At 72.7% G+C, this 17416-nt stretch carries 11 protein-coding genes; 3 read left to right on the forward strand and 8 right to left on the reverse strand.

The features are described 5' to 3' along the window. Positions 1-11: 11 nt before the first annotated feature. Entirely contained in the window at positions 12-224 is a 213-nt protein-coding gene (locus tag ACIGNX_RS12740) for a hypothetical protein (RefSeq protein ID WP_396539358.1), read from the forward strand. A gap of 50 nt (positions 225-274) precedes the next feature. Here ACIGNX_RS12740 and ACIGNX_RS12745 read toward each other — a convergent pair whose 3' ends face one another. The 3 genes from ACIGNX_RS12745 to ACIGNX_RS12755 form a co-directional block, all read right to left on the reverse strand. Continuing rightward, positions 275-1363: a carboxymuconolactone decarboxylase family protein gene (locus tag ACIGNX_RS12745; protein ID WP_396539360.1), complete on the reverse strand. Its 1089-nt coding sequence runs from the start codon at positions 1361-1363 to the stop codon at positions 275-277. Between the two features lie 276 nt (positions 1364-1639). After that, the gene (locus ACIGNX_RS12750) at positions 1640-3007 is read right to left on the reverse strand and encodes a cytochrome P450 (RefSeq protein ID WP_396539362.1); all 1368 of its coding nucleotides are present in this window, start codon (positions 3005-3007) and stop codon (positions 1640-1642) included. After that, on the reverse strand, positions 3004-4011 hold the full coding sequence (locus ACIGNX_RS12755) for a DUF1702 family protein (RefSeq protein ID WP_396539364.1): 1008 nt from the start codon (positions 4009-4011) through the stop codon (positions 3004-3006). Before ACIGNX_RS12755 ends, ACIGNX_RS12750 begins: the two co-directional genes overlap by 4 nt. Before the next feature lie 353 nt (positions 4012-4364). Between ACIGNX_RS12755 and ACIGNX_RS12760 the strand changes: the two genes are divergently transcribed. Beyond that, the gene (locus ACIGNX_RS12760) at positions 4365-5912 is read left to right on the forward strand and encodes a GMC family oxidoreductase (RefSeq protein ID WP_396539366.1); all 1548 of its coding nucleotides are present in this window, start codon (positions 4365-4367) and stop codon (positions 5910-5912) included. 67 nt (positions 5913-5979) lie between these two features. Here ACIGNX_RS12760 and ACIGNX_RS12765 read toward each other — a convergent pair whose 3' ends face one another. The 5 genes from ACIGNX_RS12765 to ACIGNX_RS12785 all read right to left on the reverse strand — a co-directional run bounded on the left by ACIGNX_RS12765 (position 5980) and on the right by ACIGNX_RS12785 (position 11193). After that, a complete protein-coding gene (locus ACIGNX_RS12765; RefSeq protein WP_396539368.1) occupies positions 5980-6849 on the reverse strand; it encodes an SDR family NAD(P)-dependent oxidoreductase in 870 nt (289 codons plus the stop codon). Further along, on the reverse strand, positions 6846-7451 hold the full coding sequence (locus ACIGNX_RS12770) for a carboxymuconolactone decarboxylase family protein (RefSeq protein WP_396539370.1): 606 nt from the start codon (positions 7449-7451) through the stop codon (positions 6846-6848). The genes ACIGNX_RS12765 and ACIGNX_RS12770 overlap by 4 nt, the downstream gene beginning before the upstream one ends. Before the next feature lie 7 nt (positions 7452-7458). Next, the gene (locus ACIGNX_RS12775; protein ID WP_396539371.1) at positions 7459-8775 is read right to left on the reverse strand and encodes an ABC1 kinase family protein; all 1317 of its coding nucleotides are present in this window, start codon (positions 8773-8775) and stop codon (positions 7459-7461) included. Between the two features lie 345 nt (positions 8776-9120). Further along, positions 9121-10185 (reverse strand): cobalamin-independent methionine synthase II family protein, encoded by a 1065-nt coding sequence (locus ACIGNX_RS12780; RefSeq protein ID WP_396539373.1) that lies wholly within the window; start codon positions 10183-10185, stop codon positions 9121-9123. Positions 10186-10209: 24 nt separating this feature from the next. Further along, on the reverse strand, positions 10210-11193 hold the full coding sequence (locus ACIGNX_RS12785) for a hypothetical protein (RefSeq protein ID WP_396539377.1): 984 nt from the start codon (positions 11191-11193) through the stop codon (positions 10210-10212). Positions 11194-11631: 438 nt separating this feature from the next. Here ACIGNX_RS12785 and ACIGNX_RS12790 point away from each other — a divergent pair, with 438 nt between their 5' ends. Continuing rightward, a complete protein-coding gene (locus ACIGNX_RS12790; protein WP_396539379.1) occupies positions 11632-17415 on the forward strand; it encodes an SDR family NAD(P)-dependent oxidoreductase in 5784 nt (1927 codons plus the stop codon). The last annotated feature ends 1 nt before the right edge of the window (position 17416 follow it).

Consider the following 17416-nt stretch of genomic DNA (forward strand, 5'->3'; position numbering starts at 1 on the left):
AAGGTGGGCCCGTGCGCCGCACCCGCTCGTGGAAGTGGTTGCGCCAACCCGCGGTGGCGGCCGCCGTGCTGGTGCTCGCGGTGGCGGGTGCCGTCGTCGGCGGCCGGGTGGGCGGCCCGGTGGGCGGCGCGGTCGGGGCGGGGGCGGGGCTGCTGGCCGCCGTGCTCCTGGTGGCCGCCGTGGACCGGGTGGTCTCGGGGTCGTCCCGCGACCGCCGTCGGTGAGTCCACCGCGACCGCGCCGGCAACCCGGGCGGGCTGCCGGCGCGGCGGTGTCAGTCCTGCGCGGACCGCGCGGCGGGCGGCCGGACGTCGGGCTCCTCCGCGCGGAACCGCATCCAGCTCCCCACGCGCCGCGCCGCGGCCAGGCTCGACCACGACGTCAGGTCGATCAGCGCCGCGTCGGACGGGTTGCCGGCCCGGAAGCGGTCCAGCACGGACTGGTCGATCTGGTAGGACGCCAGCGCCGTCAGCAGCGCGAGCCGCCCGGCGTCCCGCTGGTCCGCGGGCAGCCCGGCGATCGCCTCCTCGACCCACGCGCGGCTCACGCCCACCGGCCTGCCGTCCCACCGCGCCAGGCGCTCGTGGACGAGCGCGCGCACCTCGTCGGGCACCGAACGGCGACCGGCCCCGTCGATCGCCGCGGCGGCCCGCGCGTACGCGCCCGCGATGGCGGCGTGCCCCTCGGCCCACTTCAGGTCGTCGGGCAGCGGGGCCTCGGGCAGCAGGTCCAGTGAGGTGCCCGCGCGCGGTCCGCTCCGCTCCGCGGACTTGATCAGCCACACCAGCACCCGGCGCACCACGGTCATCGACGAGGCGGGCGCGCCCGGCGGCAGCGGCAGCTCGCCCAGGAAGATGTTCACCATCCGGTTGAGGTACTGCAGTATCACCGCCGTGCCGATCATCTCCGGGGCCTGCTCGGCCGGGAACGGCACCGGGTGGCCCGCCGCGCCGTCCGGCGTGGCGTTCGCGGTCGCCCAGTCGCCCACGGCCCGCGACCGCGGCTCCGGGTTCGCGCCGTCGCGGTAGCCCACGAGATCGATCAGCATCGAGGAGTGCATGGAGATGCAGAACGGGCAGTTGTTCGTCTCCGAGACCGCCGTGGAGACGGCCTCCTTCTGCGCCCGCGGCACCGCGCCGGGCACGAGCAGCGTCTCGCGCAGCATCAACCACGCACCCGCCAGCACGTCCGGCGAGGGCGCGTGCAGGGCGATCGGCGGCGCGAGCACGCCGAAGTCCCGCTCCAGTTCCCGGTACACCCGGGCCACCACGTCGTCCGCCGCGCCGTACCGCACGGCGCGGACCTGCCGGACCTGCGCGGTGGAGAGCCCGCGCAAACCGGCTCGTACCAGTGTCGCTCGCATCGAAATCGGTTCCTCCGCCGGCGCCTCAGGGATCGGGAAGAATGAAGAATCACAGCGTAATGGCCGACATGACGGGTCCGTAAGGCTCCGCGACCCGGTTGGGCCGTCCGGCCGTTCCCGCGGCGGCCGGGCCGCGCAGCCCGGCACCACCGGTCGCTGATCCCGTTCCCTGCGCCGTTCAGGTCGACGTCGGACGGACGCCGCGGCCCGCGGTGGGCGCGGCGCCCGTGAGCGCGGCGCCGCCCCCCGCGGGCGGTGCGGTCGCCCGCCCGGTCCTCACGCGACCGACCGCACCGTCATCGGCAGGCCGCCGCGCACCCGCAGCGTCAGCATCGGCTCACCGCGCACCTCGTAACCGGCCACAGTGGACAGCCGCAGTTCGCGCACGACGCTGGCCGCCACGATGGTCGCCTCCATCATCCCCAGGCCGCTGCCCACGCACACGCGCGGACCGGCGCCGAACGGGATGTAGGCGTAGCGGGAGCGGCCCGACGAGCGGCCGGGCGAGAACCGGTCGGGGTCGAACGCGTCCGGCTCCTCCCAGAAGTCGGGGTGCCGGTGCAGGGTGTACGGGCAGATGAGCACGTCGGCGCCGGCCGGCACGTGGTAGCCGCCGATCTCGTCCTCCTCGCGGGTGATCCGCGGCAGGATCCACACCGGCGGGTACAGCCGCATGACCTCCTGGATCACCTGCGTCGTGTAGCGCAGGCGCGGGATGTCCTGGAAGGTCGGTAATCGGTCGCCGAGCACCTCGACGGCCTCGGCGTGCATCCGCTCCCACACCTCGGGGTGCTTGTCGGCCAGGTGGAACGTCCAGCTGAGCGTGCTCGCCGTCGTCTCGTGCCCGGCCAGCAGCAGCGTCACCATCTCGTCGCGCATCCGCTGGTGCGCGACCGCCGGGTCCGGCTCGTTCCTGGTCGCCTCGACCAGCCGGGACAGGATGTCGTCACCGTCCTCGGTCGGGTTGGCGCGGCGCTCCTCGGCCAGCTGGGCGACGATGCGGTCCAGGTCGGCCCGGGCGCGGTGGAAGCGCCGCTGGATGGGCAGCGGCACCCAGTGCGGCACCGTGCTCAGCGACATCATCTCGAACATCGCCTGGTTCTGGACCGCCTCGAACGAGTGCCCGATGGACTCGAACGCGCCGAGGTCGGCGTCGAGCAGGGCGCGGCCGAGCACGCCGAGCGTCAGCCCGGTCATCTCCTCGCTGATGTCGATCGGGCCGCCGTCGCGGTGCGCGCGCAGCTTGGCGACCATGCCCGCGGCCTCCTGCGCGATCACGTCGGCCTTGCCGGCGATCCGCTTGGCCTGGAACACCGGCTGGATCGTCTTGCGCTGCGCCTTCCACAGCTCGCCCTCGCTGGTCAGCAGGCCGTCGCCGAGCGCGCGGCGGGCGTGCACCAGGCCGATGCCCTTGACGAAGTTGCCGGGGTTGTCGGCCAGCACGTACTTGGCGTGGTCGGGGTGGTTGAAGAAGTACATCGACTTCGGGCCCAGGCGCAGCCGCACGGCGTCGCCGTACTGCCGCGACACCGACGTCATGACGGAGAGCCGGTCGCGGGCCATCCTGGCCAGCAGGCTCAGCGTCTCGCTGCGCGGCGGGCCGGGGACGGCCCGCCGCGCGGGTGGCGTGTCGATCGCGGTCATGCCGTCACGTCCGCGTCCGTGGTCAGCGCGTCGGTCCGGAACGCCGCCGTGATGCGCTGCCGCCAGATCTCGAACGACGGGACGCCGGGGTGCTCGGGCAGCTCGGCGACGGCGGGCGGGCGCGTGTCGTGGCACAGCCGCGCGGCCTGCTCGGGCGTCATGTCGCAGAAGATCCGCGTCGCCACGCCGGTGTGGTCCACGACCAGGCCCTGGTCCACGCGCGCGGTGGCGGCGAACGCGCTGCCCTGCGCGACGTTGGGCAGGTAGCGGCCGACGCGCTCGGCGTACCACTCCAGCTCGCCGGGGGGCAGGCCGCCCGCGTAGGTCGCGGCCAGCCCCGAGCCCGCGTACAGGTCGGCGTGGCGCTCCTCGTCGAACGACTCGATCAGGTCCACCACGACCTTCGGGTCCGCGCCGCCGACGAACCACAGCGCCCGGCCGATGCCCTGGTCGATCCCGCGGGGCGAGTACCAGGCGTAGCCGTCGGTCGGCCACGGGAAGGAGGGCTCGCGGTACTGCTGCTTCACGTACTTCTCGGTGTGGAAGAACGCCTGGTGGAACCCGTAGCCGTCCAGCGCGAGCCAGCGCAGCAGCGGGTCGTCGAGCCCGAGCTTGGACCAGCGCGATCGCGGCACCCGGGCCATGGCCCAGCCCACGCCCACGATGACCATGTAGTCGTGCGCCCGGGCCTTGCCCTCCAGGAACCGCCCGGTCCGCCCGCCCCGGCCGAACGGGAGCGCGTCGCGCACGGCGAAGCCCATCCCGGCACCCTCGTAGGCGAACCCGCGGAACTTGTAGGGCATCTCCTCGAGCTTGCGCTCGGCGTCGAGGGGCACGCGCGACTCGGCCGCGTAGCCGTAACCCTCCAGGAAGGACCGGCCGACGGTTTCGAGCAGTTCCCGGGCGGTCTCGTCCTTGTAGTGGAAACCGCGCACCGACAGTTTCGTCGCGGAAATGTCGGGAGTCAGGATGCGACGTCTGAGCGCACCCCACAGGCTGGACATTGTTCGCTCCCCTCGTCCCGCTACGGGTGGCCGCAGCGATTGGACTCGACTGAAATGGTCGGTGCGACCGCGATCGGGCGCCTACTCCCAGCGTGCCCACCGAAGTGCCACGTGGGCACCGCCGACGGGCAAGTCGGCATGAACGGAGAAGGCCGCCGCGACGCCGTGAGCCGCGTTATTCGCCGCGACGGGTGGAATCCGCCGGTGCCCGTCGGGTGGAAAACCGAGGCGACCTCCGGTCGTTCCGGCCGGGCAACGCGCGAGTAGCAAGGTCATCGCGGCCGGTGCCACGCTCGGCTGGCGGGTCGCAGAACCCTGTGCCCGAAGCGCCCAATCTTCTTCGAGGACTGCTTATGACGGCTCAATATGACGACATCATCGTCGGCGCCGGGTCGGCCGGTGCGGCGCTCGCGGCCCGGCTGACCGAGGATCCCGCGCGGCGCGTGCTGCTCCTGGAAGGCGGCCCGGACTACGCCGAGCCGGAGCAGCTGCCGGAGGAGATCTTCTACGGCCGCGCGATGTCGTTCGAGGGCAATGACTGGACCTTCCGCGCGGACGTCCACGACGGCCGCCGGATCCGCTTCCCCCGGGGCAAGCTCGCCGGCGGCTCGTCGGCGGTCGGCGCGACGGTCGGCCTGCGCGGGGTGGCGGAGGACTACGACGACTGGGCCGCGGCCGGCAACCCGGGGTGGTCCTACGAGGAGGTGCTGCCCTACTTCCGCAAGCTGGAGAACGACTACGACTTCGGCGACAGCGAGTACCACGGCGGCGGTGGCCCGATGCCGATCCGCCGCTGGAGCCCCGAGGAGCTGTCGCCCGGTCAGACGGCGTTCGTCGAGGCGTGCCTGGAGGCCGGCTTCCCCGAGGTGAAGGACCACAACCACCCCGAGGCGACCGGTGTCGGCTCGATCCCGTCCACCCGGCACGACCAGGTGCACCGGGCCACGACCGGCACGACCTACCTGCGGCTGATCCGCAACCGGCCCAACCTGGAGATCCGGAGCCGGACCACGGTAGACCGGGTCGTGTTCGACGGCGCCAGGGCGGTCGGCGTGCTGGCGGCGGCGGAGGGCGGCTCCTACGAGCTGGTCGAGGGCCGCCGGATCATCCTGGCGACCGGTGCGGTCGCCTCGCCGATGATCCTGCTGCGCTCGGGCATCGGCCCGGCCGAGGACCTGCGCCGGCTCGGCGTCGACGTCCGGTCGGACCTGCCCGGCGTCGGCGGCAACCTGGTCGACCACCAGCGCACCGGCGCGTTCCTCGTGCCGCAGCCGGGGGTGATCGACCCGACCGAGGCGTTCCTCCAGCAGATCCTGCGCACCACCTCCCCGATCAGCGGCGAGTTCAACGACCTGCAGTACTACATGGTCAACCACTTCTCGCTGTCGCACTTCCCGGAGCTGCAGATGCTGGCGGGCGCCACCGAGATCCTCGGCGTGATGGTGGTGTCGCAGCGCCCCGGCTCCCGCGGCCGGATCACGCTGCCCTCCACCGACCCGTCGGCGCAGCCGAACATCGTGCTGAACTTCCTCGACGACCCCCGCGAGATGGACATCCTCGTCGACGGCGTCCGCACGGCGTGGAAGCTGGCGCACCACCCCGACATCCTCAAGCTGGGCCAGGGTTTCGTGGTGCTGCGCGACGCCATGATCGACAACGACGACATGGTGCGGCAGTACGTGAAGACCAGCCTGGACAGCGCCTACCACCCGGTCGGCACGGTCCGGATGGGACCGGCCTCGGACCCGGACGCGGTCGTGGACGAGCGGGGCGCGGTGTACGGCACCGAGTCCCTCTACGTCGCCGACTCGTCCATCATGCCGAGCACGGTGCGCGCCAACACCAACCTCACCTCGATCATGATCGGGGAGCGGATGGCGGCCTGGCTGCGCGAGGGCTGAGGACCGACCACGACGGAGCGGCTCCGGACCGAGAGGGTCCGGAGCCGCTCCGTTTCGGTGGCGGGGATCAGGGCTGGGGGAAGAACTTCGTCACGAAGACCTCCCAGGCCCGGTCGCCGAAGATCGCGCGCTGCGGCTTCAGCAGGTGGGTCGGCAGGCCGAGCCGGTACCGGATCCGCGGGTTCGGGTCCGTGATGGCCCTCTCGATGGTCTCGGCGACCTTGCCCGAGCGCACGGCCGTGCGGCCCCGGCCCTTGGGCTTGTCGACCTCCCGGTAGGCGCCGTGCCAGACGACGAAGCGCTCCCAGAAGTCGGCGTACAGGTCGCTGTCGGTGCTCAGCTCCAGGTCGCCGACCGTGGTCGGGACGAACGAGCCGAGGATGGGCGAGGGCTCGATGATGGACACCTTGATGTCCCACGGCTTCACCTCGAGCCGCAGCGAGTCGCTGATGGCCTCCAGGGCGTGCTTGGTGGCCTGGTAGTAGCCGCGACCCGGGGTGGCGAACAGGCCGAAGATCGACGACATCATGATGATCCGCCCGGAGCGCTGCTCGCGCATGCCGGGCAGCACCAGCTGCGTCATCCGGGACAGGCCGAAGAAGTTCGTCTCGAACTGCCGGCGCACCTGCTCCATCGGCGTCTCGCCGATCGTGCCGTTGAGGCTGTAGGCGGCGTTGTTCACCAGGACCCCGACCGCGCCGTGGTCCTCGGTGATCCGGTCCACCGCGGCGACCATCGACTCCTCGTCGGTGACGTCGACCCGCAACGTGGTGATGCCCTCTTCGGCCAGGTCCTTCAACCCGTCCACGCTGCGGCCGGTGGCGTACACCGGCCAGCCGGCGCGGTGCAGGCGCAGCGCGGTCGCCCGGCCTGTGCCCGAGGACAGCCCGCCGGAGGAGTTGACGCCGGTGATCAGGACCGCGCGCGAACCGGTCACGCCTCACCTCCCGTCGGGACCTCCTGCTGCGACACCCGGCTCGCGGCCACGGAGAAGCCCAGGCCCAGGCCGTCCACCATGCGGGTGATGAAGTTGAACATGCCCGCGATGAAGAAGCCCTCCAGCAGCTCCTCGGACGTCCAGCCGGCGTCCGTGGCGACCTTCCAGTCGACGTCGGTGATCTTGTACGCCTCCTTGCTGAGCTTGGTCAGCAGGCGCAGCAGGACCTTGGTCCGCTCGTCGACCGGCAGGTCCTCGACGGACTCGGCGGTCTCGACGGCCTTGGCCGTCTCCTGGGGGCCGCCGAACGCCTGGAAGAAGAAGTTGTGCGTGCCGACGCAGTACGGGCACTGGTTCACCTTGGACGTCCACGCGGCGATCAGCTCGCGCGTCGCCCGCGGCATGATGCCGGTGATGAACATGCCCTTGTAGCCCGCCACGACGCCTTCGAGCAGGTCCGGCCGCGTGGACAGCAGGCGGAACATGTCCGGCACGAACGGCAGGTTGGTGTTGCTCTTGATGTCGGCGTACAGCTCGGCGAGGCGGCCCTCGGCCTGACCCTCCTCGACCAGCGGAACCCGGACGTGGGTGGTTGCGTCCATGCTCGACTCACCTTTCAACTGCGGGTTGGGCGTCACGGGGGATGTTGCGTCGACGCAGGACCGGGATGGCCTCGGCCTGGAAGTCGAGGTCGGAGTCGAAGCCCTTGATCATGCCCTCGATGACCAGCAGCGAGAGCAGGGGGAAGGCGAACTCCGGGGCGGGGAACAGGCCGAACCGGCGTTGCAGGTCGAACAGCCGGCCGGCGAACCGCGCGAGGTCGAACTCGCCGGACTTCGCGCCCGAGGTCTCCGCCACCAGCTCGCCGAGCGCGGTGCGGAAGCCCTCCAGGTCGCAGTCCTCGGCGATCTCGGCGGCGCTCTCGATGACGATCTGGGCGCACATCCAGCCGTCGCCCATCGCCATGTTGATGAAGAAGTCCGCGAACGACCGGCGCACCGCGTCGGGGAGCTGGATCACGAAGCCCGCGTCCAGCATCACCAGGTCGGCGTTGAGGTCGAAGTACAGGTTGCCGGGGTGCAGGTCGCAGTGCACGAGGCCGTCGATGAACAGCATCTCGTAGACCGTGCCCAGCACGGCGCGCTGCACCGAGCGGCGGGTCTCGAGGTCCAGCTCGCCGGGCTCGAAGCGCCGCAGGTCGCTGACGAACTCCATCACCACGGTCTCGCGGGTGCACAGCTCCGGCAGCGGCGCGGGGATCGTGACGTTGCCGGAGCGGACCAGGTTGGCGCGCAACGCGGTCAGCGACGCGGCCTCGGCCTCGAAGTCGAGCTGCCGCAGGATCGCGCCGCCCACCTGGCCGTGCATGAGCTTGAACGGCATCTTGCGCAGCTTGGGCAGCATGCCCATGAGGCTCATCGCGGAGGCGGTCAGCGTGAAGTCCTGCCACATCACCCGCTCGATGCCGGGTCGGCGCACCTTGACCGCCACGTGGCGGCCGTCGGTGGTCACCGCCTCGTGGACGGTGGCGATGCTGCCGGAGGCGACGGGCGTCCAGTCGAACTCGCGGAACGGCCACGGCCGGTCGCGGTAGGCCTCGCGCACGGCCCGCTCGATCCGCCGCCTGCCGGGCGGCGCGGCGCCGTCGGTGAGCCGGCCGAGCGGGGTGGTGACCTCCTCGGGCAGCAGGTCCCGCCGCGTGCTCAGCAACTGGCCGATCTTGATGTAGGACGGCCCGAGCCGGGTCAGCATCCGCACCCAGCGGTCGCCGTCGCGCAGGCCGCGCCCACCCGGGGCGCGCCGCAGGCGGGCGCCGACCGCCGAGCCCGCGATGAGCAGCCCGTAGCCGAGCACGATCAGGCCGACCCACGCGCAGCGCAGCACCAGCCCGGGCAGCCGCACCAGGCGGCCGGTGGTCTCGCTCATCTTCGCCCCCTGTCGTGCGACGCGGCGGGGCGGCACGCCGCCGCCCCGCCCGATCGTGTCGACGCCGGTGGCGCGCCGACTACTCCTCCCGTGCCCCGCGGGAGTGGTCCGGCGGGGAAAGGGGCCGATTTCGACCGGAACGCCATCGCGGGGGCCGCCTTTCGGGAGGGATCACCACCTGAGGCATTACACCGTTACGGGTAGGGTGCCCTCTTCTCGCGGGTTGCTCTTCCACTCGGTCCGGTGTGGACGGTCGTCCGGGGGGCGCCCGGGAAAACACCCCGGAAACGCGACGACGCCGGCAGGGCCGAATGGCCGCACCGGCGTCGCGGTGGCGCTCGTCGATCAGAGCCCGAGCGCCTCCGAGGCGAGCCTCGTGCCCTCGACCCGGGCCGCGACCTTGGCGAACGCGGTGTCGCGCGAGGTGGACGTGTCGTCGGCGAACGGGGCGAAACCGCAGTCGTCGCACGTGCCCAGCCGGTCGAGCGGGATGAACTGCGCCGCCTCCAGCACGCGGTCGCGCACCTCCTCGGCCGTCTCCACCCGCGGGTCGATCGGGTCGGTCACGCCGATGAAGACCAGCGCGTCCGCGGGCAGGTGCCGGGCGATGATCTCCAGCACCCGGACCCGGTCCGGCTCGCTGGCCAGCTGGACGTAGAACCGACCCGCCTTGATCTTGAACAGGTCCGGCAGCAGCGCGGCGTAGTCGACGTCGGCGCTGTGCGTGGAGTCCTGGTCGCCGCCCGGGCAGGTGTGCAGGCCGATCCGGGCCCGGTCCTCCGCGGAGAACCGCTCCAGCACCGCGTTGTTGAGCGCCACGAAGTCGCGCAGCAGCCCTCCGGAGGGGTCGAGCTTGAGCGACAGCCTGCCCTCGGTGAAGTCCAGCTGCACCACGGCCGCGCCGGCGTCCAGGCAGGCCCGGATGTCGGCCTCGGTCTCGTTGACCAGGTCGGCGACGAACTCCTCGCGGGAGTAGCCGTCGATCCCGTCGGCCGGGTACAGCAGGCTCAGCGCCGACGGCGCGATCACCGGCTGCTTCACCGGCAGCGACGTGAGCCGCTGCGTGGCCCGCAGCAGGTCCACTGCGTGCGCGGTGTAGCGGAACGGCCCGCTCGTCAGCACGGGGAGCTGACGGGTGTGGCCGTCGGCGAACGGCACGACCGCGCCGCCCGCCGCCAGGTCCGGGATGCCCGCCACCGGGTAGGTGACGAAGCTCGGCTTGTCCTGCTCACCGTCGGTGACGACCGGTGAGCCGGTGGCCTCGAACCGGCTGACCGTGTCGGCTAACGCCTGGTCGGTCAGGGCGCGCAGGGCGGCGTCGTCGATCAGGCCCCCCGCGTGGTCCTGGAAGCCCTGCAGGAGCTCCGCGGGACGCGGGACGCTGCCGATCGGCTCGGTCGGAATGCCCATGTGATGTGGTTCCCCTCGACGCGATCAGGCCCACGGTGCCGTCGGGTACCACGGGATGATCTCCCGACGGGCCAGCAACCTGATGTCCCAGTACATGAAGGTGAAGACACCGGCGACGATCAGCGCGACCGCCGTGACCACGGCGATCCTGCTCGGTTTGGCCGAGAGCCACCGCTGCAGACGGCCGCCGGTGAAGTACGCCAGCGCGAGGAAGAGTAAGGCCATGATGACGATGTTGCCTACCGACTGGAGGGTGAACGCCACGGCGCCGTAGAGGGGGTTGTGGCTCTCCGCCGCGTCCCGGAACATCTGCCGGAACAGGGCGAACGGGCGGCCGATGAGGAAACCGCCGATCAGCACGCCCATGAACACCATCGGGGCGTTGGGGAACCGGCGGGCGATCCCCCGGAAGGGGTCGCGGACGTAGCCCAGCGCGGCGAGCCCCAGGTAGAACATCACGAGCCCGATGACGCCGAACACGATCAGCGACTGGACGCTGCGTCCGTTCAGCGTGCCCGGGGCGGTCGCCGCGGTGGAGAACTGCGGCATCCGCGTGCCGACGACGCCGACCAGCACGCCGTACAGCGCGGACACCGGGATCATGCCGACCGCGAGCCACCCGATCGGCTTCAGCGTGGCGGCGAGCTTCGACCAGCGCGACCCGGTGTGGCCGAGCATCGGCGCGACGGCGCCGAACGCGGCGATGTTGCACGCGGTGAAGGTGCCGGCGATGCCGCTGACGAACGCGAACGCGATGCCCGCCGCGATGCCCTGGATGGGCGTCTCCTTGGCGTCGTGGCCGAGCAGGGTGTTGGCCACGTTGTCGCCGATGGTCGAGTCGACGAACTGCGCCGACCACACGACGGTGAGCAGGAAGCCGCCGAGCGAGGCGAGCGCGAGGACGAGCCCCCGCCTGCGGGGGAAGTGGCCGTTGACGAACGACGACGTGGCTGCGGCCGCCGTGCGGGGCTCCCGTTGGACGAGCTGGTTGGTTCCGGTGCGCGCCATGTGATCCCTCTCCGGAGCAGTGCTGGTTCGGCCGACGTGGAGCGTCTTCGGCGTCGAATCGGGGTCCGCAAAGCATCCCAGTGTGATGTCAAAACGGCTTATTCGGCCGTGCGCACCTGCTGGGCCGAACGGTCCACGTCACGTGGCATCGCGGTCACTCACCCGGGCGAGGCCGCCAGCGGGCGGTCCGCGGCCGGTCGGGGCACGCGCAGGTGGCGGACCGTGCCCGCGGCGGAGGCCGTGTCGCGCGAAATTCGAATCACGCTGTTATGGAAAAAGCGCAGGTCAGCAGGGCAAGAGTGGAGAAGCAACGCGCTCGGGCGGTCGTGCAGGCTTGCGAAGCAGACTTTTTCGAAGTGCCGTGTGTTTGTCGTTTTTCACGCGCGGTGATTTTTCGGTCCATCCAGAACCCCCGATGTCCTCAAAGACGGTGAAAGCATGAGCAGTGAGCGGATCGCAATCGTCGGCATCGGCCTGCGCTACCCCGATGCCGGTTCCACCGGGGAACTGTGGGAAAACGTCCTGGCCGGTCGTCGGGCCTTCCGCAGGCTGCCCGACGAGCGGATGAACCAGGCGGACTACTACAGCCCCGACCCCGAAGCACCGGACCGCTTCTACTCCACGAAGGCGGCGGTGCTGCGCGACTTCGAGTTCGACCGGGTTCGCTACCGCGTGGCCGGCAGCACGTTCCGCTCCACGGACATGACGCACTGGCTGGCGCTCGACGTGACCGCCCAGGCGCTGGCCGACGCGGGTTTCCCCGACGGCGAGGGCCTGCCCAAGCAGACCACCGGCGTCGTGCTGGGCAACAGCCTCACCGGCGAGTTCTCCCGCGCGAACGTGATGCGGCTGCGCTGGCCGTACGTGCGGCGCACGGTCGCCGCCGCGCTGACCGGGAAGGGCTGGCCCGAGGACGAGGTCGCGGGCTTCCTGCGCGAGCTGGAGGTCCAGTACAAGGCGCCGTTCCCGGAGATCAACGAGGACACCCTGGCGGGCGGCCTCGCCAACACCATCGCCGGCCGGATCTGCAACTACTTCGACCTGCGCGGCGGCGGCTACACCGTCGACGGCGCGTGCTCGTCGTCGCTGCTGTCGGTCGCCACGGCCGCCAAGTCGCTCGTCGAGGGCGACATGGACGTGGCCATCGCGGGCGGCGTGGACCTGTCCATCGACCCGTTCGAGGTCATCGGCTTCGCCAAGACCGGCGCGCTGGCCAAGGACGTGATGAAGGTCTACGACAAGAACTCCAACGGCTTCTGGCCGGGCGAGGGCGCGGGCTCCCTGGTGCTGATGCGCGAGGAGGACGCCCTGGCGAAGGACCTGCGCATCTACGCCACGATCGCCGGCTGGGGCGTCTCCTCCGACGGCAAGGGCGGCATCACCCGCCCGGAGGCCGACGGCCACCGCCTGGCCCTGCACCGCGCCTACGGCCGCGCGGGCTACGGCCTGGAGACCGTCTCCTACTTCGAGGGCCACGGCACCGGCACCGCGCTGGGCGACGAGACGGAGATCGAGGCGCTGTCCTCGGCTCGCCGCGCCGCGGACCCGCAGGCCCGGCCCGCCGCGCTGAGCACCGTCAAGGGGAACTTCGGGCACACCAAGGCCGCGGCGGGGGTCGCCGGGTTGATCAAGGCGGCCCTCGCCGTGCACCACCAGGTCATCCCGCCGGGTACCGGGCACTACGACCCGCACCCGAAGCTGACCGCCGACAACGCCGTCATGTACGTGCCCTCGGAGGCCGAGCTGTGGCCGGAGGACCGCCCGGTGCGCGCCGGCGTGTCCGCCATGGGCTTCGGCGGCATCAACACCCACATCGCGCTGGAGGCCGCGCCCGACGCGACCCGCCGCGAGCGGCTCGACGTCCGGACCAGGGAGCTGGTCGCCGGTCGCCAGGACGCCGAGGTGCTGCTGTTCGACGCGCCGGACCGCACGGCGCTCAAGGACCGCGTGGCCGAGGTGGCGGCGCTGCTGCCGAAGCTCGCCCTCGCGGAGCTGGGCGACCTGGCCTCGGCCCTGGCGGCGCGGCTCACCGGCGCCCCGCTGCGCGGCGCCGTCGTGGCCCGCACGCCCGAGGAGGCCGAGCGCAAGGTCGCGAAGCTGATGGTGGCGGTGAGCGAGGGCGGTGCCCTGTTCGACGCCGCCGACGGGGTGTTCCTGGACGAGCGGAACACGCCGCCGCGCCTGGCGTTCCTGTTCCCGGGCCAGGGCTCGGGCCGGGGCGCGGTCGGCGCGATCCGCCGCCGCTTCCCCGCGGCCGAGGAGGTCTTCCGGTCGGCGAACCTGCCGACCGACGGCGACCAGGTCGCCACGGAGGTCGCGCAGCCGCGCATCGTGGCCGGTTCGCTGGCCGCGCTGAAGGTGCTGCGCGAGCTGGGCATCGACGCCAACACCGCCGTCGGGCACAGCCTCGGCGAGCTGACCGCGGTGCACTGGGGCGGCGCGCTCAACGCCGACCGGGTGCTGTCGCTGGCCGCCGAGCGCGGTCGCGTCATGGCGAGCGCGAGCCAGGGCGGCGGCGCGATGGCCGGCCTGGCCACCACGCCGGAGCGGGCGCTGGAGCTGGCGGCCGACGAGGACGTGGTGATCGCCGGCTACAACGGCCCGGCGCAGACCGTGCTGTCCGGCCCGGCCGAGGCCGTGGACCGGGTGTGCGCGGTGGCCCGCGCCGCCGGCGTGCAGGCGACCCGCATCAACGTCTCGCACGCGTTCCACTCGCCGCTGGTGTCCCCGGCGGCGGAGGCCATGCGGGAGCGGCTGGTCGACTTCGACTTCGGCAGGCTGATCCGCCCGGTGCACTCCACCGTCACCGGCGGGGTGCTGGAGGCCGGCACCGACCTGCGCTCGCTGCTGCGCGACCAGATCACCCTCCCGGTCCGGTTCCACGAGGCCGCCGCCAAGGCCGCCGCCGTCACCGACCTGGTCGTCGAGGTCGGCCCCGGCCGCGTCCTCACCGGCCTGCTGGAGGAGATCGCGCCCGACAAGCCCGTGCTCTCGGTCGACACCGACAGCGCGTCGCTGACCTCGCTGCTCACCGTCGTCGCCGCCGCCCACGTGCTGGGCGCGGAGGTCCGCACCGGGGCGCTGTTCGCCGGCCGGGTCACCCGCGAGCTGCCGCTGGACGGCGCGATGACGTTCCTCGCGAGCCCCTGCGAGACCGCTCCCGCGCTCGACGCCGGCCTGCTCGCCGGGCAGGACGCCCCGGCGACCCCGCTCGCCAAGTCCCCGGCGCAGGCCGAGGGCTCGGACGGCGAGTCCACGCTGGAGCTGCTGCGGCGGCTGGCCGCGCAGCGCGTGGAGCTGCCGCTGGAGGCCATCACCGCGAGCACCCACCCGCTGGACGACCTGCACCTCAGCTCGATCACGGTCGGCCAGCTGGTCAACGAGGTCACCCGCACCCTGGGCCGCCCGGCCCTGGAGGGCACGACCAACTTCGCCACCGTGCGGATGGGCGAGCTGGCCGAGCTGATCGACAGCCTGGCCGACACCGCGCACGCCGACGAGCGCGACACCGGCGAGGTCCCGGGCGTCGCACCGTGGGTGCGGCCGTTCCTGGTCGAGCACGTGGAGCGGGAGCTCCTCGCGGCCGAAGCGGGCCCGACGGGGGAGTGGGCCGTGTACGCCCCCGACGGCCACCCGCTGGCGGAACCGCTGCGGTCCGCCCTGCCGGGCGACGGCGTGCTGCTGCTCCTGCCGCCGGAGGGCGGTGACGAGCACGTGGGCCTGTTCCTGGAGGCCGCGCGCGACGTGCTGGCGTCCGGTCGCCGGTTCGCCGTCGTGCAGCACAGGCTGGGCGCGTCGGGCCTGGCCCGCACGCTGCACCTGGAGGCCCCGCACATCCCCGTGACGCTGGTCGACCTCGCCCCCGAGCGGGCGGCCGAGGTCACCGAGGCGGTCCGCCTCGTGGCGGCCGAGGTCGCGGCCACCACCGGCTTCTCGCAGGTGCGCTACGACGCCGACGGCGTGCGGACCGTGCCGGTGCTGCGGGCGGTGTCCGGACAGGTCGAGCCCGGCACCCCCGCCGGCACCCCGCTCGACTCGACCGACGTGCTGCTGGTCACCGGCGGCGGCAAGGGCATCACGGCCGAGTGCGCCATCGCGATGGCCACCGACTCGGGCGCGTCCCTGGCGCTGATCGGTCGGGCCGACCCCGCCGCCGACCCCGAGCTGGCGGCGAACCTCGCCCGGATGACCGCGGCGGGCATCAAGCACCGCTACGAGCGGGCCGACGTGACCTCCGCCGAGCAGATCGCCGTCGCGGTGGCGAAGTTCCGCGCCGAGCTGGGCGAGGTGACCGCCGTGCTGCACGGCGCGGGCCGCAACGAGCCCAAGGCGCTGACCGGGCTGTCCGAGGAGGACTTCCGGGCCACGCTGGCGCCGAAGATCAAGGGCCTGAACGCGGTGCTCGACGCCGTGGACCCGGAGCGGATCAAGCTCCTGGTCACGTTCGGCAGCATCATCGGCCGGGCCGGGCTGCGCGGCGAGGCGCACTACTCCACCGCCAACGACTGGATGTCCGAGCTGACCGTCGACTTCGGCGTGAAGCACCCGCGGGCGCGGGTCCTGGCCCTGGAGTGGTCGGTCTGGTCCGGCGCGGGCATGGGCGAGCGGCTGGGCGTGGTCGAGGCGCTGATGCGCGACGGCATCACGCCGATCTCCACCGACGCGGGCATCGCGGTGCTCCGCGAGGTGCTGGCCGACCCGACCGTGGGCCCCGTGCTGGTGGTCTCCGGCCGCGCGGCGGGCCTGCCGACGCTGGAGCTGGCCCGCACCGAGCTGCCGCTGGCCCGGTTCGTGGACCGCGTCCTGGTCCACTACCCGTCGGTCGAGCTGGTCACCGAGGCCGACCTGTCCGACGGCAGCGACCCGTACCTGGGCGACCACCTGCTCGAGGGCGACCTGCTGTTCCCGGCCGTGATCGGCATGGAGGCCATGACCCAGGTCGCGGCCGCGCTCACCGGCCACGACGCGCCCCCGCTGCTGGAGGGCGTCGAGTTCCTGCGGCCGGTGGTCGTGCGGCCCGGCGGCTCGCTGACGGTGCGGATCGCCGCGCTCGCCCGCGACGCCGAGACCGTCGACGTGGCGATCCGCGCCGAGGACACCGGCTTCTCCGCCGACCACTTCCGGGCCAGGCTGCGGTTCCCGCGCCCGGAGATCCCCGGCGACGTGGTCGACGGCGCGCCCGTGCTGCCGCTCGTGCCGGTCGACCCGGTGACCGAGCTGTACGGCAGCGTCCTGTTCCAGGGCAAGCGGTTCCAGCGGTTGCAGGGCTACCGGCGGGCCAGCGCCCGGCACGCGGTGGCCGAGGTCGCCACGACCTCCGTCGCCTCCTGGTTCGCCCCGTTCCTGCCGCAGGACCGGGTGCTGGCCGACCCGGGCACGCGGGACGTGATGATGCACGCCATCCAGTGCTGCGTCCCCGACGCCACGCTGCTGCCGCAGAGCGTGGAGCGGCTCTACCTGGCCGCGCAGGTCGACCAGCTCGCCGAGTACGTGGTGCTGGACGCCCGCGAGCGGTTCCAGGACGGCGACAGCTACACCTACGACCTCGACGTGCGCGACCCCGACGGCCGGCTGGTCGAGCGGTGGGAGGGCCTGGTGCTGCGGGCCGTGCGCAAAAAGGACGGCGCGGGGCCGTGGACGCCCACCATGCTCGGCTCCTACCTGGAGCGCTCGCTGGAGCGGGTGCTGGGCGGCAGCCGCGCGGTCGTGGTCGAGCCCGACCCGACCGACGTCACGCCCGAGCGCCGGGCGCAGACCGCGCTCGCGATCGGCCGGGCGCTGGACCGGCCCGTCGAGGTGCGCTACCGGCCCGACGGCAAGCCCGAGGTCGACGGCGTGGAGGTGTCCGCGTCGCACAGCGCGGGCGTCACGTTCGCCGCGGTCGCCGCGGGCGGCAGGCTCGGCGTGGACGTCGAGGAGGCCGTGGCCAGGTCGGAGGAGGACTGGGTCGGCCTGCTCGGCGAGGACCTGATCGCCGTGCGCGACCTGCTGGCGAAGGAGGCGCGCGAGACGGCCTCCGTCGCCGCCACGCGGGTGTGGGGCGCCCTGGAGTGCCTGCGCAAGACCGGTTCCACCACGCAGGCGCTGACCGTCGACCGGGTGGACCCGGACGGGTGGGCCGTGCTGTCCACCGGTGACGCCAAGGTCGCCACCTGGGTGACCACCCTCAACGACCGCGTCGAGCCGGTGGTGTTCACGGTGCTCGTCGGCAAGGAGGACTGAC

Origin of the sequence: Actinosynnema sp. NPDC053489 (genome assembly GCF_044544865.1) — a bacterium.
Lineage (GTDB): Bacteria > Actinomycetota > Actinomycetes > Mycobacteriales > Pseudonocardiaceae > Actinosynnema.